The sequence below is a fragment of the Cupriavidus sp. SZY C1 genome (assembly GCF_032190535.1).
GTDB lineage: Bacteria > Pseudomonadota > Gammaproteobacteria > Burkholderiales > Burkholderiaceae > Cupriavidus > Cupriavidus pauculus_C.
Genome location: NZ_JAUANU010000014.1, coordinates 47,761 through 67,196, shown reverse-complemented (window position 1 = coordinate 67,196; position 19,436 = coordinate 47,761). Strand labels below are relative to the sequence as shown.

The following is a 19,436-nucleotide window of genomic DNA, read 5'->3' as shown; positions in this document are numbered from 1 at the left end:
TCGCGCTGATTTGTCGCGTATTTCGGCGCAGAGTGTAGCGAAGCGGATGCGGCGGCGTCAAACAACTTTGGCCGCGGAGTGCGAGCGTCCGCACGCAGCAACGCCCCCGCCAGCGCGCGCCCGCGGCGGGGGCCGATGGCCTGTCGCGGCGCCAAGGCTGGCGGTATGATGGCTGCCATGGACGCCCCGATCTTCTCTTCCGCACACCCGGCCGACCAGTTGGCCGAATTCAGCGATGCCGATGACGCGCTGGCGCGCATCCGCGAGATCTACGACAGCTCCGTGGCGGCGGTGCGCGCGCGCTTCGACGCGTTCGCCCAGGGCAAGCCCCTGCCGTCGGCCGCGCACGCGTGCTATCCGTACCTCGGCATCTCCGTCAACCTGGAGACGATGGTCACCGACAGCCGCCCGTCGTGGGGCACGGTGGCCTACCCCGGCGTCTACGGCACCACGGTGACCCGGCCGGACCTGCTGTGCGACTACTACCGCGACCAGATCGAGCGCCTGATGCGCTATCACCGCGTGCCGGTGGTCGTAGGGCTGTCGCGCCGGCCGATCCCGCTGCCGTTCGTGATCGAGGCGTCGACCACCGACATCAGCTACACGCAGGCACGCGAGCTGGAAGCGTCGTTCGTGCTGCCCGAACTGAGCCGGATCGACGACTCCATCGCCAACGGCACCTTCGAGCCCACGCCGGGCGAGGCGTGGCCGCTGTCGCTGTTCTCCGCCGAACGGGTGGACCTGGCGCTGCAGCGGCTGTACCACTACACGGGCACGGCGCCGCAGCACTTCCAGCGCTTCGTGCTGTTCACGAACTACCAGCGTTACGTCGACGAATTCGTGGCGCTGGGCCGCAGCCTGATGTCGACCGATGGCGGCGACGGTTACGTGCGGTTCGTCGAGCCGGGCGACGTGGTGCAGGACCTTGGCGGCGTGGAGCCCGAGGACGCCACGCGGCCGCGCGCGCTGCCGCAGATGCCGGCCTACCACCTGGTGCGCGAGGACGGGCTGGGCGTGACGCTCGTGAACATCGGCGTGGGCCCATCCAATGCCAAGACCATGACCGATCACCTGGCCGTGCTGCGGCCGCATTGCTGGCTGATGGTGGGCCACTGCGGCGGCCTGCGCCGGTCCCAGCAACTCGGTGACTACGTGCTGGCGCACGCCTACGTGCGCGACGACCACGTGCTGGACCACGATCTGCCGCCGTGGGTGCCGGTGCCGCCGATCGCCGAGATCCAGGTGGCGCTGCAGGAGGCCGTGGCGCGCGTCACGGGGCTGTCCGGCACCGAGATGAAGACCCGCATGCGCACCGGCACGGTGGTGTCCACCGACGACCGCAACTGGGAACTGAAATCGAAGTCGCTCTACGCGCGCTTCAACCAGTCGCGGGCCATCGCCATCGACATGGAAAGCGCGGCCGTGGCCGCCAACGGCTTCCGGCTGCGGGTGCCGTACGGCACGCTGCTGTGCGTGTCCGACAAGCCGCTGCACGGCGAACTGAAGCTGCGCGGCATGGCCAACGCGTTCTATCGCCAGCGCGTCAGCCAGCACATGACGATCGGGCTCGAAGCAATCCGCATCCTGCGCGAGAATGGCGTCGAGCAGCTTCATTCCCGCAAGCTGCGCAGCTTCGACGAGCCGGCCTTCCGCTGACCCACTGGCGCCACGGTCCTCGTGGCGTCTCCCCATCCCCCTTCCCCGTCCCCCGCGCGCCCATAAAAAAGCGCGCGGGATTGCCGCGCGCAGTGAGACGGAAAGGTCGCCGGTTGGGCGGCCCTTCCTCGAGGAGACAAGTGGAAAGTGTTTGGGCGCTGCCGCGCCCAGGCCTCAGAAGCGGTAGCCGACGCCCGCGCTGAACAGCCACGGATCGAGGTTGACCGTGGAGACCTTCACGCCGTTCGAGTACACGTTGCTGGAGATCCAGACCTTCTTGGCGTCGACGTTCAGGAACCAGTTCTTGTTGATCTTGTAGTCCATGCCGATCTGCACCGCCGGGCCCACGCTCCAGCGGTCCAGGCCCAGCGTGCCGCCGGCCAGGTCCACGCCGTAGACGCGCGTGGCGTTCACGCCCAGGCCTACGTACGGGCGGAAGGTGCCGTTCGGCAGGAAGTGGTACTGCAGCAGCAGGCTGGGCGGCAGGTGCTTGAAGGAGCCGATCCGGCTGCCGTCCAGGCTGACGTCCTGCTTCTGCGGGTAGGTCAGCACCAGCTCGGCGGCGATGTGCGGCACGATGAAGTACGTGATGTCGACTTCGGGAATCCATTTGTTGTTGACGTGGATCCGGTCCGACGCGCCGACACCGCCCACGGGGTCGGACTTGTTGGCCATGTCCAGGTACGTCCCGCGCAGGCGGACCATCCAGTTGCCCTGGGCGTCGTCGGCGGCGATGGCCGGCGCGGCAAGGGTGCCGATCGTGGCGGCGGCAAGCGCCATGCAGAGCGAGGAGACGAGGGATTTGCGACGGGGAGTGTTGGCAGTTGTCATGGTGGTCAAGCACGGGACATCGAAAAAAGTGCGACCAGTGTGTCGTGCGAAAAGGCGCTCAACCTTGACGCAAAACAAGTGAACAACAGCCGACAGGAACTCCCTGCCCGCGCGTCGCGTATGCGCGACAGATCTTTGCCGGTGCTTGCCAGCGGCCGCCGAAGCTTCTATGGACATGCGGATTTATTCGTGGCGCGCGTGGCGCGGCGCCCGTACGCTGTGCGCTCGTGGTCGTGCACCGCGCATGTCGTGGGCGTCCGCCAGGACGTCTTTTAGGGTGTGCCCTGTGGGGGCAGGGCACACCAGCTTTTCACGCTGGCAGCGCCAGCGTTGCCCGCTCAGGCGGCCCGGGCCTGCTCGCCGCCGCGGGCCTGCAGATGGCGGTTCACGCCCGACACCATGGCTTTCAGCGATGCGGTCACGATGCTGGCGTCCACGCCGGCGCCAAAGCCCGTGGGCGAATCCCCGACCCGCACCTCGACGTAGCAGGCCGCATTGGCATCGGCGCCCGTGGTCATGGCGTGCTCGTGGTAGTCCATCACACGCACGGCAATGCCCAGACCGCGCGAGAACGCGTCGACCGCCGCGTCGATCGGCCCGTTGCCCTTGCCGCGTACCCGTGCCGGCTGGCCGTCGCGTACCAGTTCCATCTCGATCTCGACGGCGTTGTCGGCCGTGGACACCATGCGGTGCGAGACAAATCGCACCGGCGCGTCGACGTCCAGATACTCGCGGCGGAACAGCGCGTAGAGGTCTTCCGCGCTGGCTTCCAGGCCGGTCTCGTCGGTCATCGCCTGCACCGCGCGGCTGAACTCGATCTGCAGCCGGCGCGGCATGTAGATGCCGTGCACCTGCTCCAGCAGGTACGCCATGCCGCCCTTGCCGGACTGGCTGTTCACGCGGATCACGGCGTCGTAGCTGCGGCCCACGTCGGCCGGGTCGATCGGCAGGTAGGGCACTTCCCAGATCGCGTCAGGCTTCTGCTGCGCAAAGCCCTTGCGGATGGCGTCCTGGTGCGAGCCGGAGAACGCCGTGAACACCAGGTCGCCGACGTACGGATGGCGCGGATGCACGGGCAACTGGTTGCAGTGCTCCACGCACTGGCGCACCGCGTCGATATCGGAGAAATCGAGCTCCGGGTCCACGCCCTGCGTGTAGAGGTTCAGCGCCAGCGTGACCAGGTCGACGTTGCCGGTGCGCTCGCCGTTGCCGAACAGGCAGCCTTCCACGCGGTCGGCGCCGGCCATCACGGCCAGTTCGGCCGCCGCCACGGCGGTGCCGCGGTCGTTATGCGGATGCACGGACAGCACGATGTGCTCGCGCCGCGCCAGGCGCCGGTGCATCCATTCGATCTGGTCCGCGAAGACGTTCGGCGTGCTGCATTCCACCGTGGTGGGCAGGTTAAGGATCATTGGCCGGGCGGCGTCGGGCTGCCAGACGGCCGACACGGCGTCGGACACTTCCAGGGAGAAATCGAGCTCGGCCAGGCTGAAGGTCTCGGGCGAATACTCGTACGACCATGCGGTTTCCGGCATGGCGTCGGTCAGCGCGCGAATCAGGCGCGTGCCCGACACGGCCACTTCCTTGATCTCCTCGCGCGAGGCATTGAAGACGATGCGCCGCCACGCCGGCGCGATGGGGTTGTACAGGTGGACCGTGGCGCGCCGGGCGCCGCGCACCGATTCCACGGTCCGGCGGATCAGGTCTTCGCGGGCCTGGGTCAGCACGACGATCGTCACGTCGTCCGGAATGCGGTTTTCCTCGATCAGCATGCGGACGAAATCGAAATCCGTCTGCGACGCCGACGGAAAGGCAACCTCGATCTCCTTGAGGCCAACCGCCACCAGTTGCTCGAAGAAGCGCAGTTTGCGGGCGCTGTTCATCGGCTCGATCAGGGCCTGGTTGCCGTCGCGCAGGTCGGTGCTCATCCAGCGCGGCGCGCGCGTGATCTGGCGCGACGGCCAGGTGCGGTCGGGGATGTCGACAACGGTGGCAGGACGGTACTTGGCGGACGGGTTGCGCAACATGGGCATGGGAATCTCCTTCCTCGCGGGAAAGTGGCAACGCAAGGCGCCGCGCGCACGCGCACGCTTCACGTCGACGAAAAAAGGGAAAAGAGTGGCGAAAGGCTGCCGAACTGCCACGCGGCACTAGGCCCGGCAACCGATCGGTAGGCTTAGCAGTAGCGAGGAAGCGCGCAGCGCGCGGCACGACAGCAGGCCCGCGACGCGCGCGCGCACGGCGGCACCGATGCGCGGGGCATCAGCGGCGTGGCGGAGGTCGAGGGAAGTGGCTTGCATCGTACCGGGTAGAAGGGGCGGCCCGGCCTGGGGGCAGGACGGACGACAAAGCGTAGTGCAAAACGCGCGGACCCGTCAACCGCCGGCGTATTCCGGGGCGTCCAGCCCTAGCCCGATCGGGGGGACCTCCACCCGATATGTGCGCCGCCGCTCAATCATCTGGCCGGTACAGGACCTTGCCTATCGCGCCTAGGCTGATAGCACTCGGGACGGGACCGACAATAACGGGGGACAAATCATGCGCACACGCAAGTGGAGCGGCTGGGTCGCGTGCATCGCGACGGCGATGCTGATGGCGGCATGCGGGGGCGGCGGGGGCGGCGGCTCCGGCGCGGGCACGACGGCGCCGGCCGATACCGGCGGGGGTGCCAGCAATCCGGGCGGCGGCACGGCCACGCCGGTTGCCAAGTCGTACACGCTGGTCATCAACCGCACGTCGGGCCAGGTGGGCGTGGGCAGCACGATTTCGCTGACGGCGTCGGTTGTGGACGACCTTGGCAACGATGTCACGGGCGCGACGACCTTCACATGGTCGTCCAGCCATCCCTCGATCGCCGCCGTGGCGGGCGCCACCGTTCCCGGCAGCGCCGTGGTCACGGGCGTGGGCGTCGGCACGGCCACGGTCTCCGTGGGCGCGACGGTGGCCGGCAGCGCCGGCGCCACCACCGTGCTGCCGCAGGTGGCCGCGACGATTACCGTGGTGGCGCCGGGCACGCGCACCTACAGCCTGGCGCTGCCGTATCCGGTGCTGTCGATGACCAACGGGCAGGTGCTGCCGGTGACCGCATCGCTGATCGACAGCGACGGCGCGGATCGCTCCTCGGCCGGCACGGGCTGGACGTGGCGCAGCAGCACGTCCGCGGTCCAGGTGAGCGGCGCGACGAACGTGGGCACGCTGGTCGGCGCGAACACCAGCGACACGCCCGCGCTGTCCGTCGTCAGCGTCCAGGTGACCGCGCCCGACGGCAACACGCTGACCGGCGCCTTCCCCGTGTCGGTGTTCAAGACGAGCGTGCAGACGTACCGGCTGGTGCTGTCGCAGTACGGCCAGCAGATCAACGCGCTGAACGTGCTCAACGGCTATCCGCAGCAGTACAACTCGCAGGTGGTGCGCAACGACAATATCGATGCAACGGCCGATTTCACTGGCCTGTGGGCCATCACCACCACCTCGCCCTCGCTGGCGGCGCTCATCAACGGCACCACGCACGTCACCACGGTGACGACGAGCCGGCCGAATGGGTCGCAGCCACTGCAGAGCATGTTGTCCGAGATGGCTGGCAGCCTGACGCTGTCCGCCAAGCCGCGCGCCACGCTGCTGGTCACCGAGACGCCGAAGTGGGCGCTGGTCTACGATGGCCCGAACCCGCTGGTGGTGCCGGGCGGCGGCATCCCGGTGGCGGCACACATCATGGAGCGCGGCAACGACAACGGCATCATGAACTGCAACGGCACGTGGGCCTGGAGCGTGGTGAGCGGGCCGGTCACGCTGACTCCGGCGCTGACCGACAACTCGCGCAATATCGTGCCAACTGGCTCGGGACCGTTCATGCTCAAGGCCACCTGCACGGCCGGCACGGACACGCCGGTCTCGCTGATGATTCCGGGCACGGCGCAGTAAGGCTTCAGGATCTCCGGACGGACGAAGGCCCGCCGCGATGGCGGGCCTTCTTTATGGCTAAACGGGAGAAGCGTCCCCCTTTCTACGTACTATTGAGTTAGTGGGGAAACTGAATCGACCACCGAGTGGATTCCCTCATGTCGGGCGTCGCGTCGATGCGCTTTGCCCAGGTCTCATCCTGTTCTCTCTGCTTTGCCTCCTCCACTTCGTCGGTCAGGCCGAAGGTATCGGTAGCGCGCGTCTGGAAGTACAACGTTGGCGACAGGACGTGATCGTGCCAACTGGTCAGCATCGTGTCATGAACCAGCATGTCGAACAGCATCATGACTTTCTCGGGCAATGGATTCATGCCCGTGGCGCCCTCCTTCCACGCAGTGGCAAGCGTCAGTGCCTCGGGGCTCATTAGCATCGACTCCAATATATCGGCCGCGTTCTTCATGTCGTCATTGTCGTGGGGCTGTGTTTTGGCGAGGTCTGCCGCCCTTTTTATCCCGGCCTGCGTTGATAGCCATCGCGTTTGCGATGCCGCCTCCTCACCGATGCGGTCCCACACCTTCATGGAGGGACGTTGCAACGCTCCCAACGTATTTCGAAGCGATTCGCGCTCGGCATCGTGTGCCTCGGACATACGGATCCAGGCCGCAGCCATCGCCTCGCGATCAAAGGACGTACGTTGTCTTTCGGCCCGGTACGCGTCTTCGGCCTCTCGGGCTGCCTGCGCCGTTTCCCGATGCTGCCGTTTCAGATCCTCGGCGGGTTCGTTCAGCAATGTGCGAAACGCCGGCGACTGGTAACGCACCGCCAGCCAGCGGAGGAACACTTCCATATGGGCGGTGAAATCGAGCCCTTCCTTGCGCGGCACGAGTTCACGATACGCAGAAATCAGATCCGGGATCTTGTAACTGGCGTTGCCTTGGGTGATGGTTGGCGCCAGCGAGAATTTTTCGTAAGTCTCCGGCTTATAGTTCCCTAGTTCTAGCACCGTGTCGAGCCTTGCCCCGGCCATGAGCGCCTCATGCAACATGTCTCTCAGTACGATGCGTTGCAGTTCTCCACGGAATCCCAACGACCCGGGTGGGGCACCACCCGTGATGTCCTCGCTGGTCCCCGGGTAGAGATATTGCTCACCCCGCGTGTTCTCCAGGCTATCGAGCCGTTGATAGAAACGCAGTTCGTGCGCCGCCGCAAAATGGACGCATTTCTGGACGATGGCAGGGACGGCAAGCTCGCGGTCGCCGTGGTGCTGTTTAACCATCCCGATGACCGGCACCATACTGAGCAACTCATTCGCGGCCATGACCGAGGACACGGAATCGAGCAAGCCGAGAAACCGGATTTCGATGGGATGGCCTTCCTTGCCCCACTCGCCGCCGATACGCAGATCCAGATCCGTGCGCTGCTTGTACTTGCGAACCAGTTCATTCACGAACGCGCGTGCGATCACGCCGCCCCGATCCGCCCCAAACACCGAGACTTCAAAGTATTGGACCTTGTCCATCTGCGACGTCACATCGCGATAGGCCGCTTCGAATTGCTTCAAGGCACACTGCAGACGGTCGTGGACGCTGGTTCCAAACACCATCGCGGCCGCATGGCTGTCGCGCAGGAAGGGAATGGAATCAATTCCCATATCAACGGCGATGGATTTCACGGCAACCGCCGCGGCCTTGAGCGGATTCTTCTTGATGTCATACAGCGCTGCCCGGACCGATGCCTTGCCGCGCGCGACCCACCGGCTTTCGGTCGCAAAGGCCAGTACGCGTCCAGCTTTGGCCGGGATGGCGTTTGCTTCCTTGAGAATATCGTCATGGATCCTTGCAACCGGGCGCCACGACATCTCATCGAAGGCTTCGGATAACGCCTTCTCTGCCACCTTGCCGGGAATCTTTGGGATATCCAGGATCTTGGACACGCCGGTTGCTTTCGTGGCGGTGTTCGTGGCCGTCTTTGTGGCGAGATTCACCGCCGATTTTCCTGCCTTGGTTGCCCCCGAGATAATCTCGCTGTTCTCGGCGTCCTTGTTCAGCGGTGTGCCGAGGCCGGAGTAGTAGAAGCGGTACCAGAACTGGTTGGGAAAACCCTTGCGCCGGCGGTCGTCGTTATCCCGATGTGCTTCCCAAAGTCGGCATATGTTCGAGTAACGGGATGTCTTCGGATCGTCCTGGTCCCTGTGACGTCCGAAGCCATCGAAGAAGAACCCCATCTTGACAATCGCGCCACACGGGATGCACTCGTCACGTTTTAGCGCCTTGTCAGAAATGAGCATGCCGTCCAACACCTCGTGGGGTGTGGCGTCTGCAGGATTGATTTTCCAAGAGTCAGTCATGGTTCGCTCCTGTGGCAGCTTGCTTGAACGTGTTCTGCTTCAACTCCTTGACGATCGGCGCAGCCAGGTTCTCCATGGCTGCACCAAACGCACCTGGCTTGTCCTTGGTGTCGGCAATGATTTGCTGGATGGCGGGATGCGCGTCGAAGTTCGGATTGACGAAAAGGGTGTAGTAAACGTACTGCTGCAGATCCTGTGTATCGGTTAGTCGGTATTTGATCCAACCTTGTCCGGCGATCCTTGCCGTTCTGCGGAAGGCAACCCAATCTTCCATGGTGCTATTAAAAGTTTTTCCCTGCTTCTTGAACAGCCACGAATCAATGTCTGAATAGAAGATCCGTGTGCCGCGCAGATCGGTTCGAAATTCGAAGTCCAAACTGTCGTCTGGATAAAAGTGCAAGCCGAGTACCCGCATGCCGGGCTCGCCCTTGATCTCGGTTGCGGGCAGATGGAATTTTGCTGTCTTCGTGATCGTCTGGATTCGCTCACCCGCATCGAGCGAACGGATCGCTTCATCCGCATCGTAGACCACCCATTTCACAGTGAAATCGGTCCCTTTCAGGTTGTAGCAGCAACTAAGCGAACCTGCGCCAGACCCAGGTGGTAGATCCCCCCCACCACTCGCGCTGTTCCCAAACTCATCCGTAATCACAAACCGGCTCAGGTTGTACGGCGTGTAGTTGAATCCCGCGATGCTCAATCCGCCATAAGTGGGTACTGACGACACTGCGTCGCACCCTGCTATCCATGTCATGGCGAATAGCAGTATCCCTATCAGCTTTCTATTCATGTTCGACCCTTTCAGCACGTTCTTCATTCCCTGTTGTTAATCACTGGGCGTCGGTTCAGCATTGGTGACTCCCGTTGAGGCCTTCTTGAACTTGTCCCGTTTCAGTTCTTCAACGAGTGGTGCGCTCAGGCTCTCCATGGCCGTGCCAAATGCGCCCGGCTTGTCCTTGGTCTCGGCCATGATTTGCTGGATGGCGGGATGCTGATCAAATCGCGGATTCAGCAGCGCGAAATAGACGTATTGCTGGAGGTCTTTCGTATCGGTGAGGCGGTACTTGAGCCAGCCGCCTGCGGCAAGGCGTGCGGCTCGACGAAACTCAACGCTGCTATGGTCTTCGTTAGGATTGATGAGATTTTTATGGGTCTTTCGCAGCCAGTCCCATATATCCGCGTATTGAATCCGCGTACCGCGCAGATCCGTTCGGAACTCGAATTCCACGTGATCATCAGGATAGAAGTGCAGTCCCAGCACCCGCATGCCAGCATCTCCCTTGATCTTGGTGGGGGGCAAATGGACGTGCGTCGTTTTGCTAATCTTCTGAATTCGCTCGCCAGCATCGAGGGAACGGATCGCTTCGTCCGCATCGTAGACCACCCATTTCACAGTGAAATCGGTCCCTTTCAGGTTGTAGCAGCAACTAAGCGAACCTGCGCCAGAGCCGGGCATCAGATCTCCCCCACCACTCGCGCTGTTCCCATACTCATCCGTAATCACAAACCGGCTCAGGTTGTACGGCGTGTAGTTGAATCCTGCGATGCTCAATCCGCCATAAGCGGGTTCTGACGACACTGCGTCGCACCCTGTCATCCATGTCATGGCGAAAAGCAGTATCCCTATCAGCTTTCTATTCATGTTCGATCCTTTCAGCACGTTCTTCATTCCCTGTTGTTAATCACCGGGCGTCGGTTCAGTATTGGTGACTCCTGTCGCGGCCTTCTCGAACTTGTCCCGTTTCAGTTCTTCAACGAGTGGCGCGCTCAGGCTCTCCATGGCCGTGCCAAACGCGCCCGGCTTGTCCTTGGTCTCTGCAATGATTTGCTGGATGGCGGGATGCGCGTCGAAGTTCGGATTGATCAAGAGGGTGTAGTAAACGTACTGCTGCAGATCCTGTGTATCGGTTAGTCGGTATTTGATCCAACCTTGTCCGGCGATCCTTGCCGTTCTGCGGAAGGCAACCCAATCTTCCATGGTGCTATTAAAAGTTTTTCCCTGCTTCTTGAACAGCCACGAATCAATGTCTGAATAGAAGATCCGTGTGCCGCGCAGATCGGTTCGGAATTCGAAGTCCAAACTGTCGTCTGGATAGAAGTGCAAGCCGAGTACCCGCATGCCGGGCTCGCCCTTGATCTCGGTTGCGGGCAGATGGAATTTTGCTGTCTTCGTGATCGTCTGGATTCGCTCACCCGCATCGAGCGAACGGATCGCTTCGTCCGCATCGTAGACCACCCATTTCACAGTGAAATCGGTCCCTTTCAGGTTGTAGCAGCAACTAAGTCTTCCGGCACCGGACCCCGGTGGCAGGTCACCGCCACCACTCGCGCTGTTCCCATACTCATCGGTAATCACAAACCGGCTCAGGTTGTACGGCGTGTAGTTGAATCCCGCGATGCTCAATCCACCATAAGTGGGTTCTGACGACACTGCGTCGCACCCTGCCATCCATGTCATGGCGAAAAGCAGTATCCCTATCAGCCTTCTATTCATGTTCGACCCTTTCAGCACGTTCCTCATTCCCTGTTGTTAATCACCGGGCGTCGGTTCAGCATTGGTGACTCCTGTCGCGGTCTTCTTGAACTTGTCCCGTTTCAGTTCTTCAACGAGTGGCGCGCTCAGGCTCTCCATGGCCGTGCCAAACGCACCTGGCTTGTCCTTGAACTCTGCAATGATTTGCTGGATGGCGGGATGCTGATCAAATCGCGGATTCAGCAGCGTGAAATAGACGTATTGCTGGAGGTCTTTCGTATCGGTGAGGCGGTACTTGAGCCAGCCGCCTGCGGCAAGGCGAGCAGTTCGACGAAACACAACGCTGGTCTCGTCTTCGCTATCTGGATTGATGAGTTTCCGGTGAGTCTTGCGTAGCCAGCTCCATATCTCCACATAGTGAATTCGAGAGCCGCGCAGATCCGTTCGGAACTCGAATTCCACGTGATCATCAGGATAGAAGTGCAAGCCCAGCACCCGCATGCCGGTTTCTCCCTTGATCTTGGTGGGGGGCAAATGGACGTGCGTCGTTTTGCTAATCTTCTGAATTCGCTCGCCAGCATCGAGGGAGCGAATGGCCTCGTCGGCGTCGTAGACGTCCCACTTCACCGTGAATTCGGTCCCTTTCAGGTTGTAGCAGCAACTCAGGGAGCCCTCACCGGATCCGGGCATCAGATCTCCCCCACCACTCGCGCTGTTCCCAAACTCATCCGTAATCACAAACCGGCTCAGGTTGTACGGCGTGTAGTTAAAGCCCGCGATGCTCAATCCACCATACGTGGGTTGCGATGACACTGCGTCGCACCCCGCCATGCATGTCATGGCTAACAGCAGTGCTCCCAACCACCTTCTTTTCATGTTGTGACCCTCTTTGCAGGCGTAAATGCTTGATCGGGAGGGGCTATACATGGCTGCACGATGACGAGACCCACCCCGGCGCGAGGACGTTACGCCGCTTCGATTCGACTGAGAACGGCCAATCTCGACATGAGCAAATGACGATCAAAAGCAGGCGACAAATCGGACTATTGCTATTTGCGGTGGACGCTTATCAGCGCCAAAGCAAAAACGGCGACCCTGGGGTCGCCGTTCATGTTTGTCGCTTGCTGTCGGATTTCGTGGATGTCAGGTTTTGCGGACGAAGCGAATGATCTGTTCGTCACTGGCCTTGCTGTCCGGGGAACCTGCCCCGCTGGAGGTATTCGAGCCGCAGGTGCCGCATCCGCTGTTGGTTTCGCATCCCGAGGCGCAGCCCGCCGCCTGGGTGGGCGAGAGCCAGCGGGCCAGCCAGCCGCGCCAGCCGGGTGCCGAGGCGCCGCCTAGCGTGGCCGCCAGACTGGCCTTGATGCGCTCGCGCGTGCGGGGCATGTATCGGCCCGCCACGTGGATCGCGCAGGCCAGCACGATCAGCGGAACGATCAGGGTTTCAAAGGCGTGATAGAGCGTCATGGCCGTTTGACTGGCGTGCGGCACGCCAGTTTCCTCCGTTCAGGTCAGCAGCAGCGCCACGCGATAGGTGATGAACGACGCCAGGTAGGCCAGCCCGGTCAGGTAGGCGGCCGATGCGGCCATCACCTTCCAGGAATTGGTCTCGCGACGGATCACCGCCAGCGTGGAAATGCACTGCGGCGCAAACACGTACCACGCCAGCAGCGACAGCGCCGTGGCCAGCGACCACTGCGCGGCGATCATCGGCGCAAGCTGCACGGCCACCGCCTCGTCGCTGCCCGACAGCGCATAGACCGTGGCCAGCGCACCCACCGCCACCTCGCGCGCGGCCAGGCCCGGCACCAGCGCGATACAGATCTGCCAGTTGAAGCCGATTGGCGCGAACACGTGCTCCAGCGCGCGGCCGATCATGCCCGCGAAGCTGTAGTCGATGGGCGGCAGCGTGGCGCCTTCGGGCGGCGACGGGAACGTGGCCAGGAACCACAGCAGCACCGTCAGCGTCAGGATCACCTTGCCCACGCGGGCCAGGAAGATGCGCGCGCGTTCCCACAGCCCGATGGCGATGTCGCGCGGATTCGGCACCCGGTACGACGGCAACTCCATCAGCAGCGGATGGTCGGTGCGGTCGCGGCGGAACCACTTCAGCACGTAGGCCACCACCAGCGCGCTGACGATGCCGGCCACGTAGAGCACGAACAGCACCAGCCCCTGCAGGTTGAACAGCCCGGCCACGGTCCGTTCCGGGATGAACGCGCCGATCAGCAGCGCATAGACCGGCAGCCGCGCCGAACACGTCATCAGCGGCGCCACCAGGATCGTGGTCAGCCGGTCGCGCGGGTCCTGGATCGTGCGGGTGGCCATGATCCCCGGGATCGCGCAGGCAAAGCTCGACAGCAGCGGGATGAACGACCGGCCCGACAGCCCCGCGCCCATCATCAGCCGGTCCAGCAGGAACGCGGCGCGCGGCAGGTAGCCCGATTCCTCAAGCGTCAGGATGAACAGGAACAGGATCAGGATCTGCGGCAGGAACACCACCACGCTGCCCAGCCCGGCGATCAGGCCGTCGACCAGCAGGCTCTTGAGCATGCCGTCGGGCATCAGGGCTCCCAGCCATGCGCCGAACACGTGGATGCCGCTCTCGATGGCGTCCATCATCGGCTCGGCCCACGAGAACACGGCCTGGAACATGAAGAACAGCAGCACGGCCAGGATCACCAGGCCGAACACCGGATGCAGCACCACGCGGTCCACCGCGTCGTCGAAGCGGGCGGTGCGGGCGGGCATCTTCACGGCGGCGTCCAGCAGGCGCTTGACCTCGGCGTGGGTGTCCAGCTCGCTCACGCTGTCCAGCGGCTGCGCGGGCGGGGCGGGCGGCAGCGTCTCGTCGAACAGCTTCACCAGCGCCGCGGCGCCATCGCGCTTGACGGCCACGGTCTGCACCACGGGTACGCCCAGCGCGCGCGACAGCGCCTCGCGGTCGATCAGGATGCCGCGCCGCGCGGCGGCGTCGCTCATGTTGAGCACAACCACCATCGGCAGGCCCAGCCGGCGCAACTCCAGCACGAAGCGCAGGTGCAGACGCAGGTTGGTGGCGTCCACCACCGACACCAGCAGGTCTGGCCGCGCCTCGCCGGGGCGCTGGCCCATGCAGACCTCGCGCGTGATGGCCTCGTCCAGGCTGGCCGAATGCAGGCTGTAAGCGCCGGGCAGGTCGAGGATGCGGACCGTCCGGCCGGCCGGCGACGTGAACTGGCCTTCCTTGCGCTCGACGGTCACGCCGGCGTAGTTGGCCACCTTCTGGCGGCTGCCGGTCAGGCGGTTGAACAGGGCGGTCTTGCCGCAATTGGGGTTGCCGACCAGCGCGATGCGCAAGGCGGAGGCGTTCTGGGCAACTGACATGATGGGGGGAGAAAGGTCGGCGGGCAGGCCGTCAGGCGATGCGCTGGGCGGCGTCGGACGCGGCGGACTGGCCGGCCTGCTCGGCCGGGGCGATGCTGGAGACGGTGGCCGAAGCCACTTCCACGGCGATGCGCTCGGCTTCCGAGCGGCGCAGGGCAAATCGCGTGAAGCCTACCTGGGCCACCAGCGGGTCCTTGCCGAACGGGCCGAACGTGACAATCTGCACGGTTTCGCCGGGCACGAAGCCAAGATCGCGCAGGCGTCGCGCGACGGGGTCGTTCGGGGTGGCATCATCCACCGACTTGACGATGGCGACCGTGCGCCGGGGCAGTTCAGGCAACCGCATATGCTTCCAGTCCAGAGGCGGGATCGCCGCCGCGCAACAGGGAAAATCCTGTCGGATACGTAAATAAAAATCGTTCTCGATTGTATAGCATTCGCGCCACTTGCGTGCTGTAGCCGGGGTCTTGTTAGCCGTTTGTAATGTTTGCGGGAATAGCCGCCGGCCCCATTCGTATACGGAAGACCGACCCCCATTCCTCATCCCATGGATTTAGATTTCACCGACGACACGCTGCGCGAAGTGATTCCCCGGCTGCGCCGCTTTGCCGTCTCGCTGACGCGCAACGCGTCGAGCGCCGACGATCTGGTCCAGGCCTGCCTGGAGCGCGCGCTGTCGCGCCGGGCGTCCCGCCAGGCAGGCACCGACCTGCGCGCGTGGCTGTTCTCGATCCTCTACCGGCTGTTCCTGGACGGCCAGCGCCGCGCCCAGCGCTATGCCGGCCTGCTGACGCTGTTCGGCGTGGGCAGCGACGAGGACAGCGCGCCGTCCGCCGAGGACGTGGTGATGACCCGCTCCGCGCTGGACGGCTTCAACCAGCTCACCCCTGAACAGCGCGCGCTGCTGCTGCTGGTCACCGTGGAAGGGCTGAGCTATCAGGAAGCCGCCCAGGCGCTCGACGTGCCCATCGGCACCGTGATGTCCCGCCTCTCGCGCGCCCGCAAGGCGCTGCGCGCGCTGACCGACGGCAAGGTCGTCCGTCCTCCCCTGCAGGTGCTCAAATGAATACGCTGATGCCCACCGAACCGGAACTCCACGCCTATGTCGATGGCGAGCTGGACGCCGCGCGGCGTGCGCAGATCGACGCCCTGGTCGCCAGCCATCCCGAACTGGCCCGGGAGGTCGACGCGATCCGGCACGACATGCAGCGCCTGCGCGCGAGCCTGGAGCCGCCGCCGGCCGATACCCCGGCCCGGCTCGACCCGTTCCGCATCCGCCGCGGCCTGCGCGACCGCGCCCGGCACCGCGTGGCCATCGCCGCCTCGCTGGTCATGGCGCTGGCCCTGGGCGGCGTGGGCGGCTGGCAGGGGCGCGACATGGCGCTGCGCCAGACCTACCTGCCGATGGCCGATGCGATGTCGGCCTACCGCCTCTTTGCCGCCGGCGATGCCGCGCAGATGGTCGACGTCCGGGCCAGCGACGCCCGCGACCTCCAGGTCTGGCTGGACCGCCATTTCGTGCAGCCGGCCCCGCTGCCCGATTTCTCGGCCCATGGCTTCCGGCCCGTCGGCGGCCGGCTGATGTCCACCGAACAGGGCCCGGCGGCGATGATCCTGTACCGCAACCCGCAGGCGCAGGCCATCGTCTATTACGTACGGCCGTCTGGCGCGCTGCACCTGCGCAACGGCGCCCGGACCGAGGGCAACCTGATGGCCCAGTACTGGCGCAACGGGCGCTATCTCTACGCCGTGGTTACGCCCACCGACATCCCGTCGGCGCGGCCGGTCCAGCAGGCGGTTGATCCAGGGCGTACATGACACCGGGGCCGGACCTTGGGGATTACCATCGTCCGGCGCAGGAATTGGGCCGTCCGGGCGACTTTTCCAATCAAATAACGCATTTGCGGTATTGGTACCGCCCGGCCCCCGGGCATAAGCTGCACGCACGCTGAACACCCCGTTCCACGCGTACTTCAGGCCACTGGTTCTCTGGACCAGTGGCTTTTTTCTTTTCAGGCCCCCGGTGCGGCCTGCCGGACCGTTTCGACGAAATGGTCGCGCGCCGGATGGTCGGGCGCCTGCTTCCAGACGCAGTACACCTCGGACGGCACCGTGGCATCGGCCAGCGGCCGGAACGCCGCGCCGGCCATGCCCGAGCGCGCCATGGCCGCCGGCACCACCGCCACGCCCATGCCCTGCGACACCAGCGATACCACCGACAGCCAGTGCCGCACCTCGTGGCGGATGCGCGGGTAGAAGCCCTGCGCGGCGCACATGTCGAAGATCCGGCTGTAGTAGTCGGGCGACGCCTTGCGCGAGAACAGCACGAACGGCTCGCCGCGCAGGTCGGCCAGCGCCACCGCCGGGCGGGTGGCCAGCGGGTGATCGGCCGGCATGCAGCAGACAAAGGGCTCCGAATGGGCCAGCGTGGCCGCCAGTTCGTCGGGCACCCGGCTGGTGTGGACAAAGCCGGCATCCAGCTCGCCATGCAGCAGCGCGTCGATCTGCTCCTGCGAGTTGAGTTCGGTCAACGCCACATGGATGCCCGGATAGCGCGCCTGGAATTCCTGGAGCCGCTGGGGCAGCCCCCGGTACAGCATCGACCCGACAAAGCCCACGCGCAGCCGGCCCACCGCGCCGGCCTCGATCTCGCGCGCCAGCAGCCGGGCCGACTCCGCTTGGGCCAGCAGCGCGATGGCCGATTCCCGGAACGCCCGGCCGGCCGCCGTCAGCCGCACGCCCCGGCTGTCGCGCTCGAACAGCCGGGCGCCCACCGACGCCTCCAGCTGCTGGATGTTGAGCGACAGCGGCGGCTGCGAGATCGACAGGCGCCGGGCGGCGCGCCCGAAGTGCAGCTCCTCGGCCAGCACCAGAAAGTAACGGAGGTGACGGAATTCCATGGCGATACAGAATTTGTATGGATCGAGCCAATTTTAGAATTGGACGCAAATCGTTGGCGATCAAATAATGCATCCCAAACCATCCCGCCCCGTTCCGCAGGGCAGGGAGACTCCGGAGACCTGCATGCCCGCCCGCGCCGCCCGCACCGCCCCCAACCCACCCGCGCCCGCCCAGCCCGACGCCCATCCGGTGCCGGACCGCCACGGCGCCAGCCTGTTCGCGGCCGATCCGGACCTGCGCGCGCTGCTGCCGCTCTACCTGCCGGCCGACCTGTTCAACCACCTGCTGCCGCACCTGGAGCGCATGGGCGCGCTGGCCGGCGGCGTGCTCGACGAACTCGCCAACGTGGCCGACCATGCGCCGCCCACGCTGTCGCACCGCACGCGCACCGGGCTCGACGCCCAGCGCATCCACAAGCATCCGGCCTACGTGGAACTGGAGCGCGTGGCCTTTGCGGAATTCGGCCTCGCGGCGGTGTCGCACCGGGGTGGCGTGCTGGGCTGGGACAAGCCAATGCCGCCCGCCGCCAAGTACGCGCTGACCTACCTGTTCGTGCAGGCCGAGTTCGGCCTGTGCTGCCCGCTGTCGATGACCGATTCACTGACGCGGACGCTGCGCAAGTTCGGCGATCCGGCGCTGGTGCAGCGCTTCCTGCCCAACCTGACCACGCAGGTGTTCGACGACCTGTACCAGGGCGCCATGTTCATGACCGAGCAGGGCGCGGGCTCCGACGTGGCCGCCACGGCCACGCGCGCCATCCGCGATGCCGGCGCCGAGGGCGGCTGGCGCCTGGTGGGCGACAAGTGGTTCTGCTCCAACCCCGACGCCGCGCTGGCGATGGTGCTGGCCCGCGTGGAAGAGGCCGACGGCACGGCGGTCGACGGCATCAAGGGCGTGTCGTTGTTCCTGCTGCCACGCACGCTGGCCGACGGCAGCGCCAACCACTACCGCATCATCCGCCTCAAGGACAAGCTCGGCACCCGCTCGATGGCCAGCGGCGAGATCCGGCTGGAGGGCGCCCACGCCTACCTGGTGGGCGAACCGGGGCGCGGCTTCGTGCAGATGGCCGACATGATCAACAACTCGCGGCTGTCCAACGGCGTGCGCGCCGCCGGGCTGATGCGCCGCGCGCTGACCGAGGGCCAGTTCATCGCCGCCGAGCGCCGCGCATTCGGCAAGCGGCTGGCGGACATGCCGCTGATGCGCCGCCAGCTGCTCAAGCTTGCGCTGCCCACCGAGCAGGCGCGCACGATGGTGTTCCAGACCGCCGAGGCGCTGCGCCGCGCCGATGCCGGCGAGCCCGACGCCTATCCGCTGATGCGCATCCTGACGCCGCTCATCAAGTTCCGCGCCTGCCGCGACGCCCGCAAGGTCACCGGCGACGCCATGGAGATGCGCGGCGGCTGCGGCTACATCGAGGAATGGACCGACCCGCGCCTGGTGCGCGACGCGCACCTGGGGTCGATCTGGGAAGGCACGAGCAACATCGTCGCGCTCGACGTGCTGCGCGCCATCCGCCGCGAAGGCTCGCTGCCGGTGCTGCGCGCCTACCTGCAAGGGCTGCTTGCCGATACCCCGCTGCACGACCGCGCGCGCACCGTGTTCGCGTCGGCCATCGACCGCGCCAAGGCCCAGGCCGCGCAGGCGGCTGACGCCGGCGCCGATGGCGACGTGCTGGCCCGCCAGGCGGCCTCCGGGCTGTATCACGTGACCAGCGCCGTGGCGATGGCGTGGGAAGCCGGCCGCATCGGATCGGTCCGGCGCATGCGCCTGGCGCAGCTGGTGCTCGTGCATCGCGTGCTGCCGCAGGACCCGCTGGCCGGCGGCACCGAGCCCGACTGGCTGGCCGATACCGTGGCCCCGCCCGCCGACGCCCCCGTGCGCGCGGCCGGCGCGGTCGACGCCATCAACCTGTTCTGACGTTCCAGCCGTATCGATACAGGCGCGGCCAGGACCGCGCCG

16 protein-coding genes are annotated in these 19,436 nt (G+C 65.1%); 5 read left to right on the top strand and 11 right to left on the bottom strand.

Going from position 1 to position 19,436, the window contains the following annotated elements:
- Positions 1-165: 165 nt before the first annotated feature.
- Positions 166-1,656 (top strand): AMP nucleosidase, encoded by a 1,491-nt coding sequence (locus QTN24_RS20150; RefSeq protein WP_124685845.1) that lies wholly within the window; start codon positions 166-168, stop codon positions 1,654-1,656.
- Between the two features lie 174 nt (positions 1,657-1,830).
- On the opposite strand, the gene QTN24_RS20145 is transcribed toward QTN24_RS20150, so the two are convergent.
- Both QTN24_RS20145 and leuA read right to left on the bottom strand, forming a co-directional pair.
- Entirely contained in the window at positions 1,831-2,436 is a 606-nt protein-coding gene (locus QTN24_RS20145) for an OmpW/AlkL family protein (RefSeq protein ID WP_124686725.1), read from the bottom strand.
- Positions 2,437-2,825: 389 nt separating this feature from the next.
- Positions 2,826-4,514 carry a 2-isopropylmalate synthase gene (gene leuA / locus QTN24_RS20140; protein ID WP_313839409.1) on the bottom strand — a complete coding sequence of 563 codons (1,689 nt, stop codon included), beginning with the start codon at positions 4,512-4,514 and terminating at the stop codon, positions 2,826-2,828.
- 511 nt (positions 4,515-5,025) lie between these two features.
- On the opposite strand from leuA, the gene QTN24_RS20135 reads away from it, so the two are divergent.
- Positions 5,026-6,408 (top strand): hypothetical protein, encoded by a 1,383-nt coding sequence (locus tag QTN24_RS20135; RefSeq protein WP_313839306.1) that lies wholly within the window; start codon positions 5,026-5,028, stop codon positions 6,406-6,408.
- A gap of 97 nt (positions 6,409-6,505) precedes the next feature.
- Here QTN24_RS20135 and QTN24_RS20130 read toward each other — a convergent pair whose 3' ends face one another.
- The 8 genes from QTN24_RS20130 to QTN24_RS20095 form a co-directional block, all read right to left on the bottom strand.
- The gene (locus QTN24_RS20130; protein ID WP_313839305.1) at positions 6,506-8,734 is read right to left on the bottom strand and encodes a DUF2235 domain-containing protein; all 2,229 of its coding nucleotides are present in this window, start codon (positions 8,732-8,734) and stop codon (positions 6,506-6,508) included.
- Positions 8,727-9,551, bottom strand: coding sequence for a hypothetical protein (locus QTN24_RS20125; RefSeq protein WP_313839303.1), 825 nt, complete (start codon positions 9,549-9,551; stop codon positions 8,727-8,729). Before QTN24_RS20125 ends, QTN24_RS20130 begins: the two co-directional genes overlap by 8 nt.
- A gap of 9 nt (positions 9,552-9,560) precedes the next feature.
- Positions 9,561-10,403, bottom strand: coding sequence for a hypothetical protein (locus QTN24_RS20120; RefSeq protein ID WP_313839301.1), 843 nt, complete (start codon positions 10,401-10,403; stop codon positions 9,561-9,563).
- Between the two features lie 9 nt (positions 10,404-10,412).
- Positions 10,413-11,192, bottom strand: coding sequence for a hypothetical protein (locus tag QTN24_RS20115; RefSeq protein ID WP_313839299.1), 780 nt, complete (start codon positions 11,190-11,192; stop codon positions 10,413-10,415).
- A gap of 72 nt (positions 11,193-11,264) precedes the next feature.
- Complete coding sequence (locus QTN24_RS20110) at positions 11,265-11,993, bottom strand: DUF3304 domain-containing protein (RefSeq protein WP_313839298.1); 729 nt, start codon at positions 11,991-11,993, stop codon at positions 11,265-11,267.
- Between the two features lie 357 nt (positions 11,994-12,350).
- Entirely contained in the window at positions 12,351-12,674 is a 324-nt protein-coding gene (locus QTN24_RS20105) for a DUF6587 family protein (RefSeq protein ID WP_313839296.1), read from the bottom strand.
- Positions 12,675-12,713: 39 nt separating this feature from the next.
- Entirely contained in the window at positions 12,714-14,573 is a 1,860-nt protein-coding gene (gene feoB / locus QTN24_RS20100) for a ferrous iron transport protein B (RefSeq protein WP_313839295.1), read from the bottom strand.
- Positions 14,574-14,604: 31 nt separating this feature from the next.
- Entirely contained in the window at positions 14,605-14,919 is a 315-nt protein-coding gene (locus QTN24_RS20095) for a ferrous iron transport protein A (protein ID WP_124685851.1), read from the bottom strand.
- A 201-nt stretch (positions 14,920-15,120) separates the two neighbouring features.
- On the opposite strand from QTN24_RS20095, the gene QTN24_RS20090 reads away from it, so the two are divergent.
- Positions 15,121-15,639 (top strand): sigma-70 family RNA polymerase sigma factor, encoded by a 519-nt coding sequence (locus QTN24_RS20090; protein ID WP_313839292.1) that lies wholly within the window; start codon positions 15,121-15,123, stop codon positions 15,637-15,639.
- The gene (locus tag QTN24_RS20085; protein ID WP_313839290.1) at positions 15,636-16,391 is read left to right on the top strand and encodes an anti-sigma factor; all 756 of its coding nucleotides are present in this window, start codon (positions 15,636-15,638) and stop codon (positions 16,389-16,391) included. The genes QTN24_RS20090 and QTN24_RS20085 overlap by 4 nt, the downstream gene beginning before the upstream one ends.
- A gap of 194 nt (positions 16,392-16,585) precedes the next feature.
- On the opposite strand, the gene QTN24_RS20080 is transcribed toward QTN24_RS20085, so the two are convergent.
- Positions 16,586-17,473, bottom strand: a complete 888-nt coding sequence (locus tag QTN24_RS20080; RefSeq protein WP_124685854.1) for a LysR substrate-binding domain-containing protein — start codon at positions 17,471-17,473, stop codon at positions 16,586-16,588.
- Positions 17,474-17,597: 124 nt separating this feature from the next.
- Between QTN24_RS20080 and QTN24_RS20075 the strand changes: the two genes are divergently transcribed.
- Positions 17,598-19,394, top strand: coding sequence for an acyl-CoA dehydrogenase family protein (locus tag QTN24_RS20075; RefSeq protein ID WP_313839288.1), 1,797 nt, complete (start codon positions 17,598-17,600; stop codon positions 19,392-19,394).
- Positions 19,395-19,436 lie beyond the last annotated feature (42 nt).

Excerpts from the sequence above, each read along its gene's own strand:
- QTN24_RS20080 (WP_124685854.1), bottom strand. The coding sequence starts at position 17,473 with ATGGAATTCCGTCACCTCCGTTACTTTCTGGTGCTGGCCGAGGAGCTG.
- QTN24_RS20090 (WP_313839292.1), top strand. The coding sequence starts at position 15,121 with ATGGATTTAGATTTCACCGACGACACGCTGCGCGAAGTGATTCCCCGG.
- QTN24_RS20130 (WP_313839305.1), bottom strand. The coding sequence starts at position 8,734 with ATGACTGACTCTTGGAAAATCAATCCTGCAGACGCCACACCCCACGAG.
- QTN24_RS20150 (WP_124685845.1), top strand. The coding sequence starts at position 166 with ATGATGGCTGCCATGGACGCCCCGATCTTCTCTTCCGCACACCCGGCC.
- QTN24_RS20095 (WP_124685851.1), bottom strand. The coding sequence starts at position 14,919 with ATGCGGTTGCCTGAACTGCCCCGGCGCACGGTCGCCATCGTCAAGTCG.
- QTN24_RS20125 (WP_313839303.1), bottom strand. The coding sequence starts at position 9,551 with ATGAAGAACGTGCTGAAAGGGTCGAACATGAATAGAAAGCTGATAGGG.
- leuA (WP_313839409.1), bottom strand. The coding sequence starts at position 4,514 with ATGTTGCGCAACCCGTCCGCCAAGTACCGTCCTGCCACCGTTGTCGAC.
- QTN24_RS20145 (WP_124686725.1), bottom strand. The coding sequence starts at position 2,436 with ATGGCGCTTGCCGCCGCCACGATCGGCACCCTTGCCGCGCCGGCCATC.
- QTN24_RS20075 (WP_313839288.1), top strand. The coding sequence starts at position 17,598 with ATGCCCGCCCGCGCCGCCCGCACCGCCCCCAACCCACCCGCGCCCGCC.
- QTN24_RS20085 (WP_313839290.1), top strand. The coding sequence starts at position 15,636 with ATGAATACGCTGATGCCCACCGAACCGGAACTCCACGCCTATGTCGAT.
- QTN24_RS20105 (WP_313839296.1), bottom strand. The coding sequence starts at position 12,674 with ATGACGCTCTATCACGCCTTTGAAACCCTGATCGTTCCGCTGATCGTG.
- QTN24_RS20135 (WP_313839306.1), top strand. The coding sequence starts at position 5,026 with ATGCGCACACGCAAGTGGAGCGGCTGGGTCGCGTGCATCGCGACGGCG.
- QTN24_RS20115 (WP_313839299.1), bottom strand. The coding sequence starts at position 11,192 with ATGACATGGATGGCAGGGTGCGACGCAGTGTCGTCAGAACCCACTTAT.
- feoB (WP_313839295.1), bottom strand. The coding sequence starts at position 14,573 with ATGTCAGTTGCCCAGAACGCCTCCGCCTTGCGCATCGCGCTGGTCGGC.
- QTN24_RS20120 (WP_313839301.1), bottom strand. The coding sequence starts at position 10,403 with ATGAAGAACGTGCTGAAAGGATCGAACATGAATAGAAAGCTGATAGGG.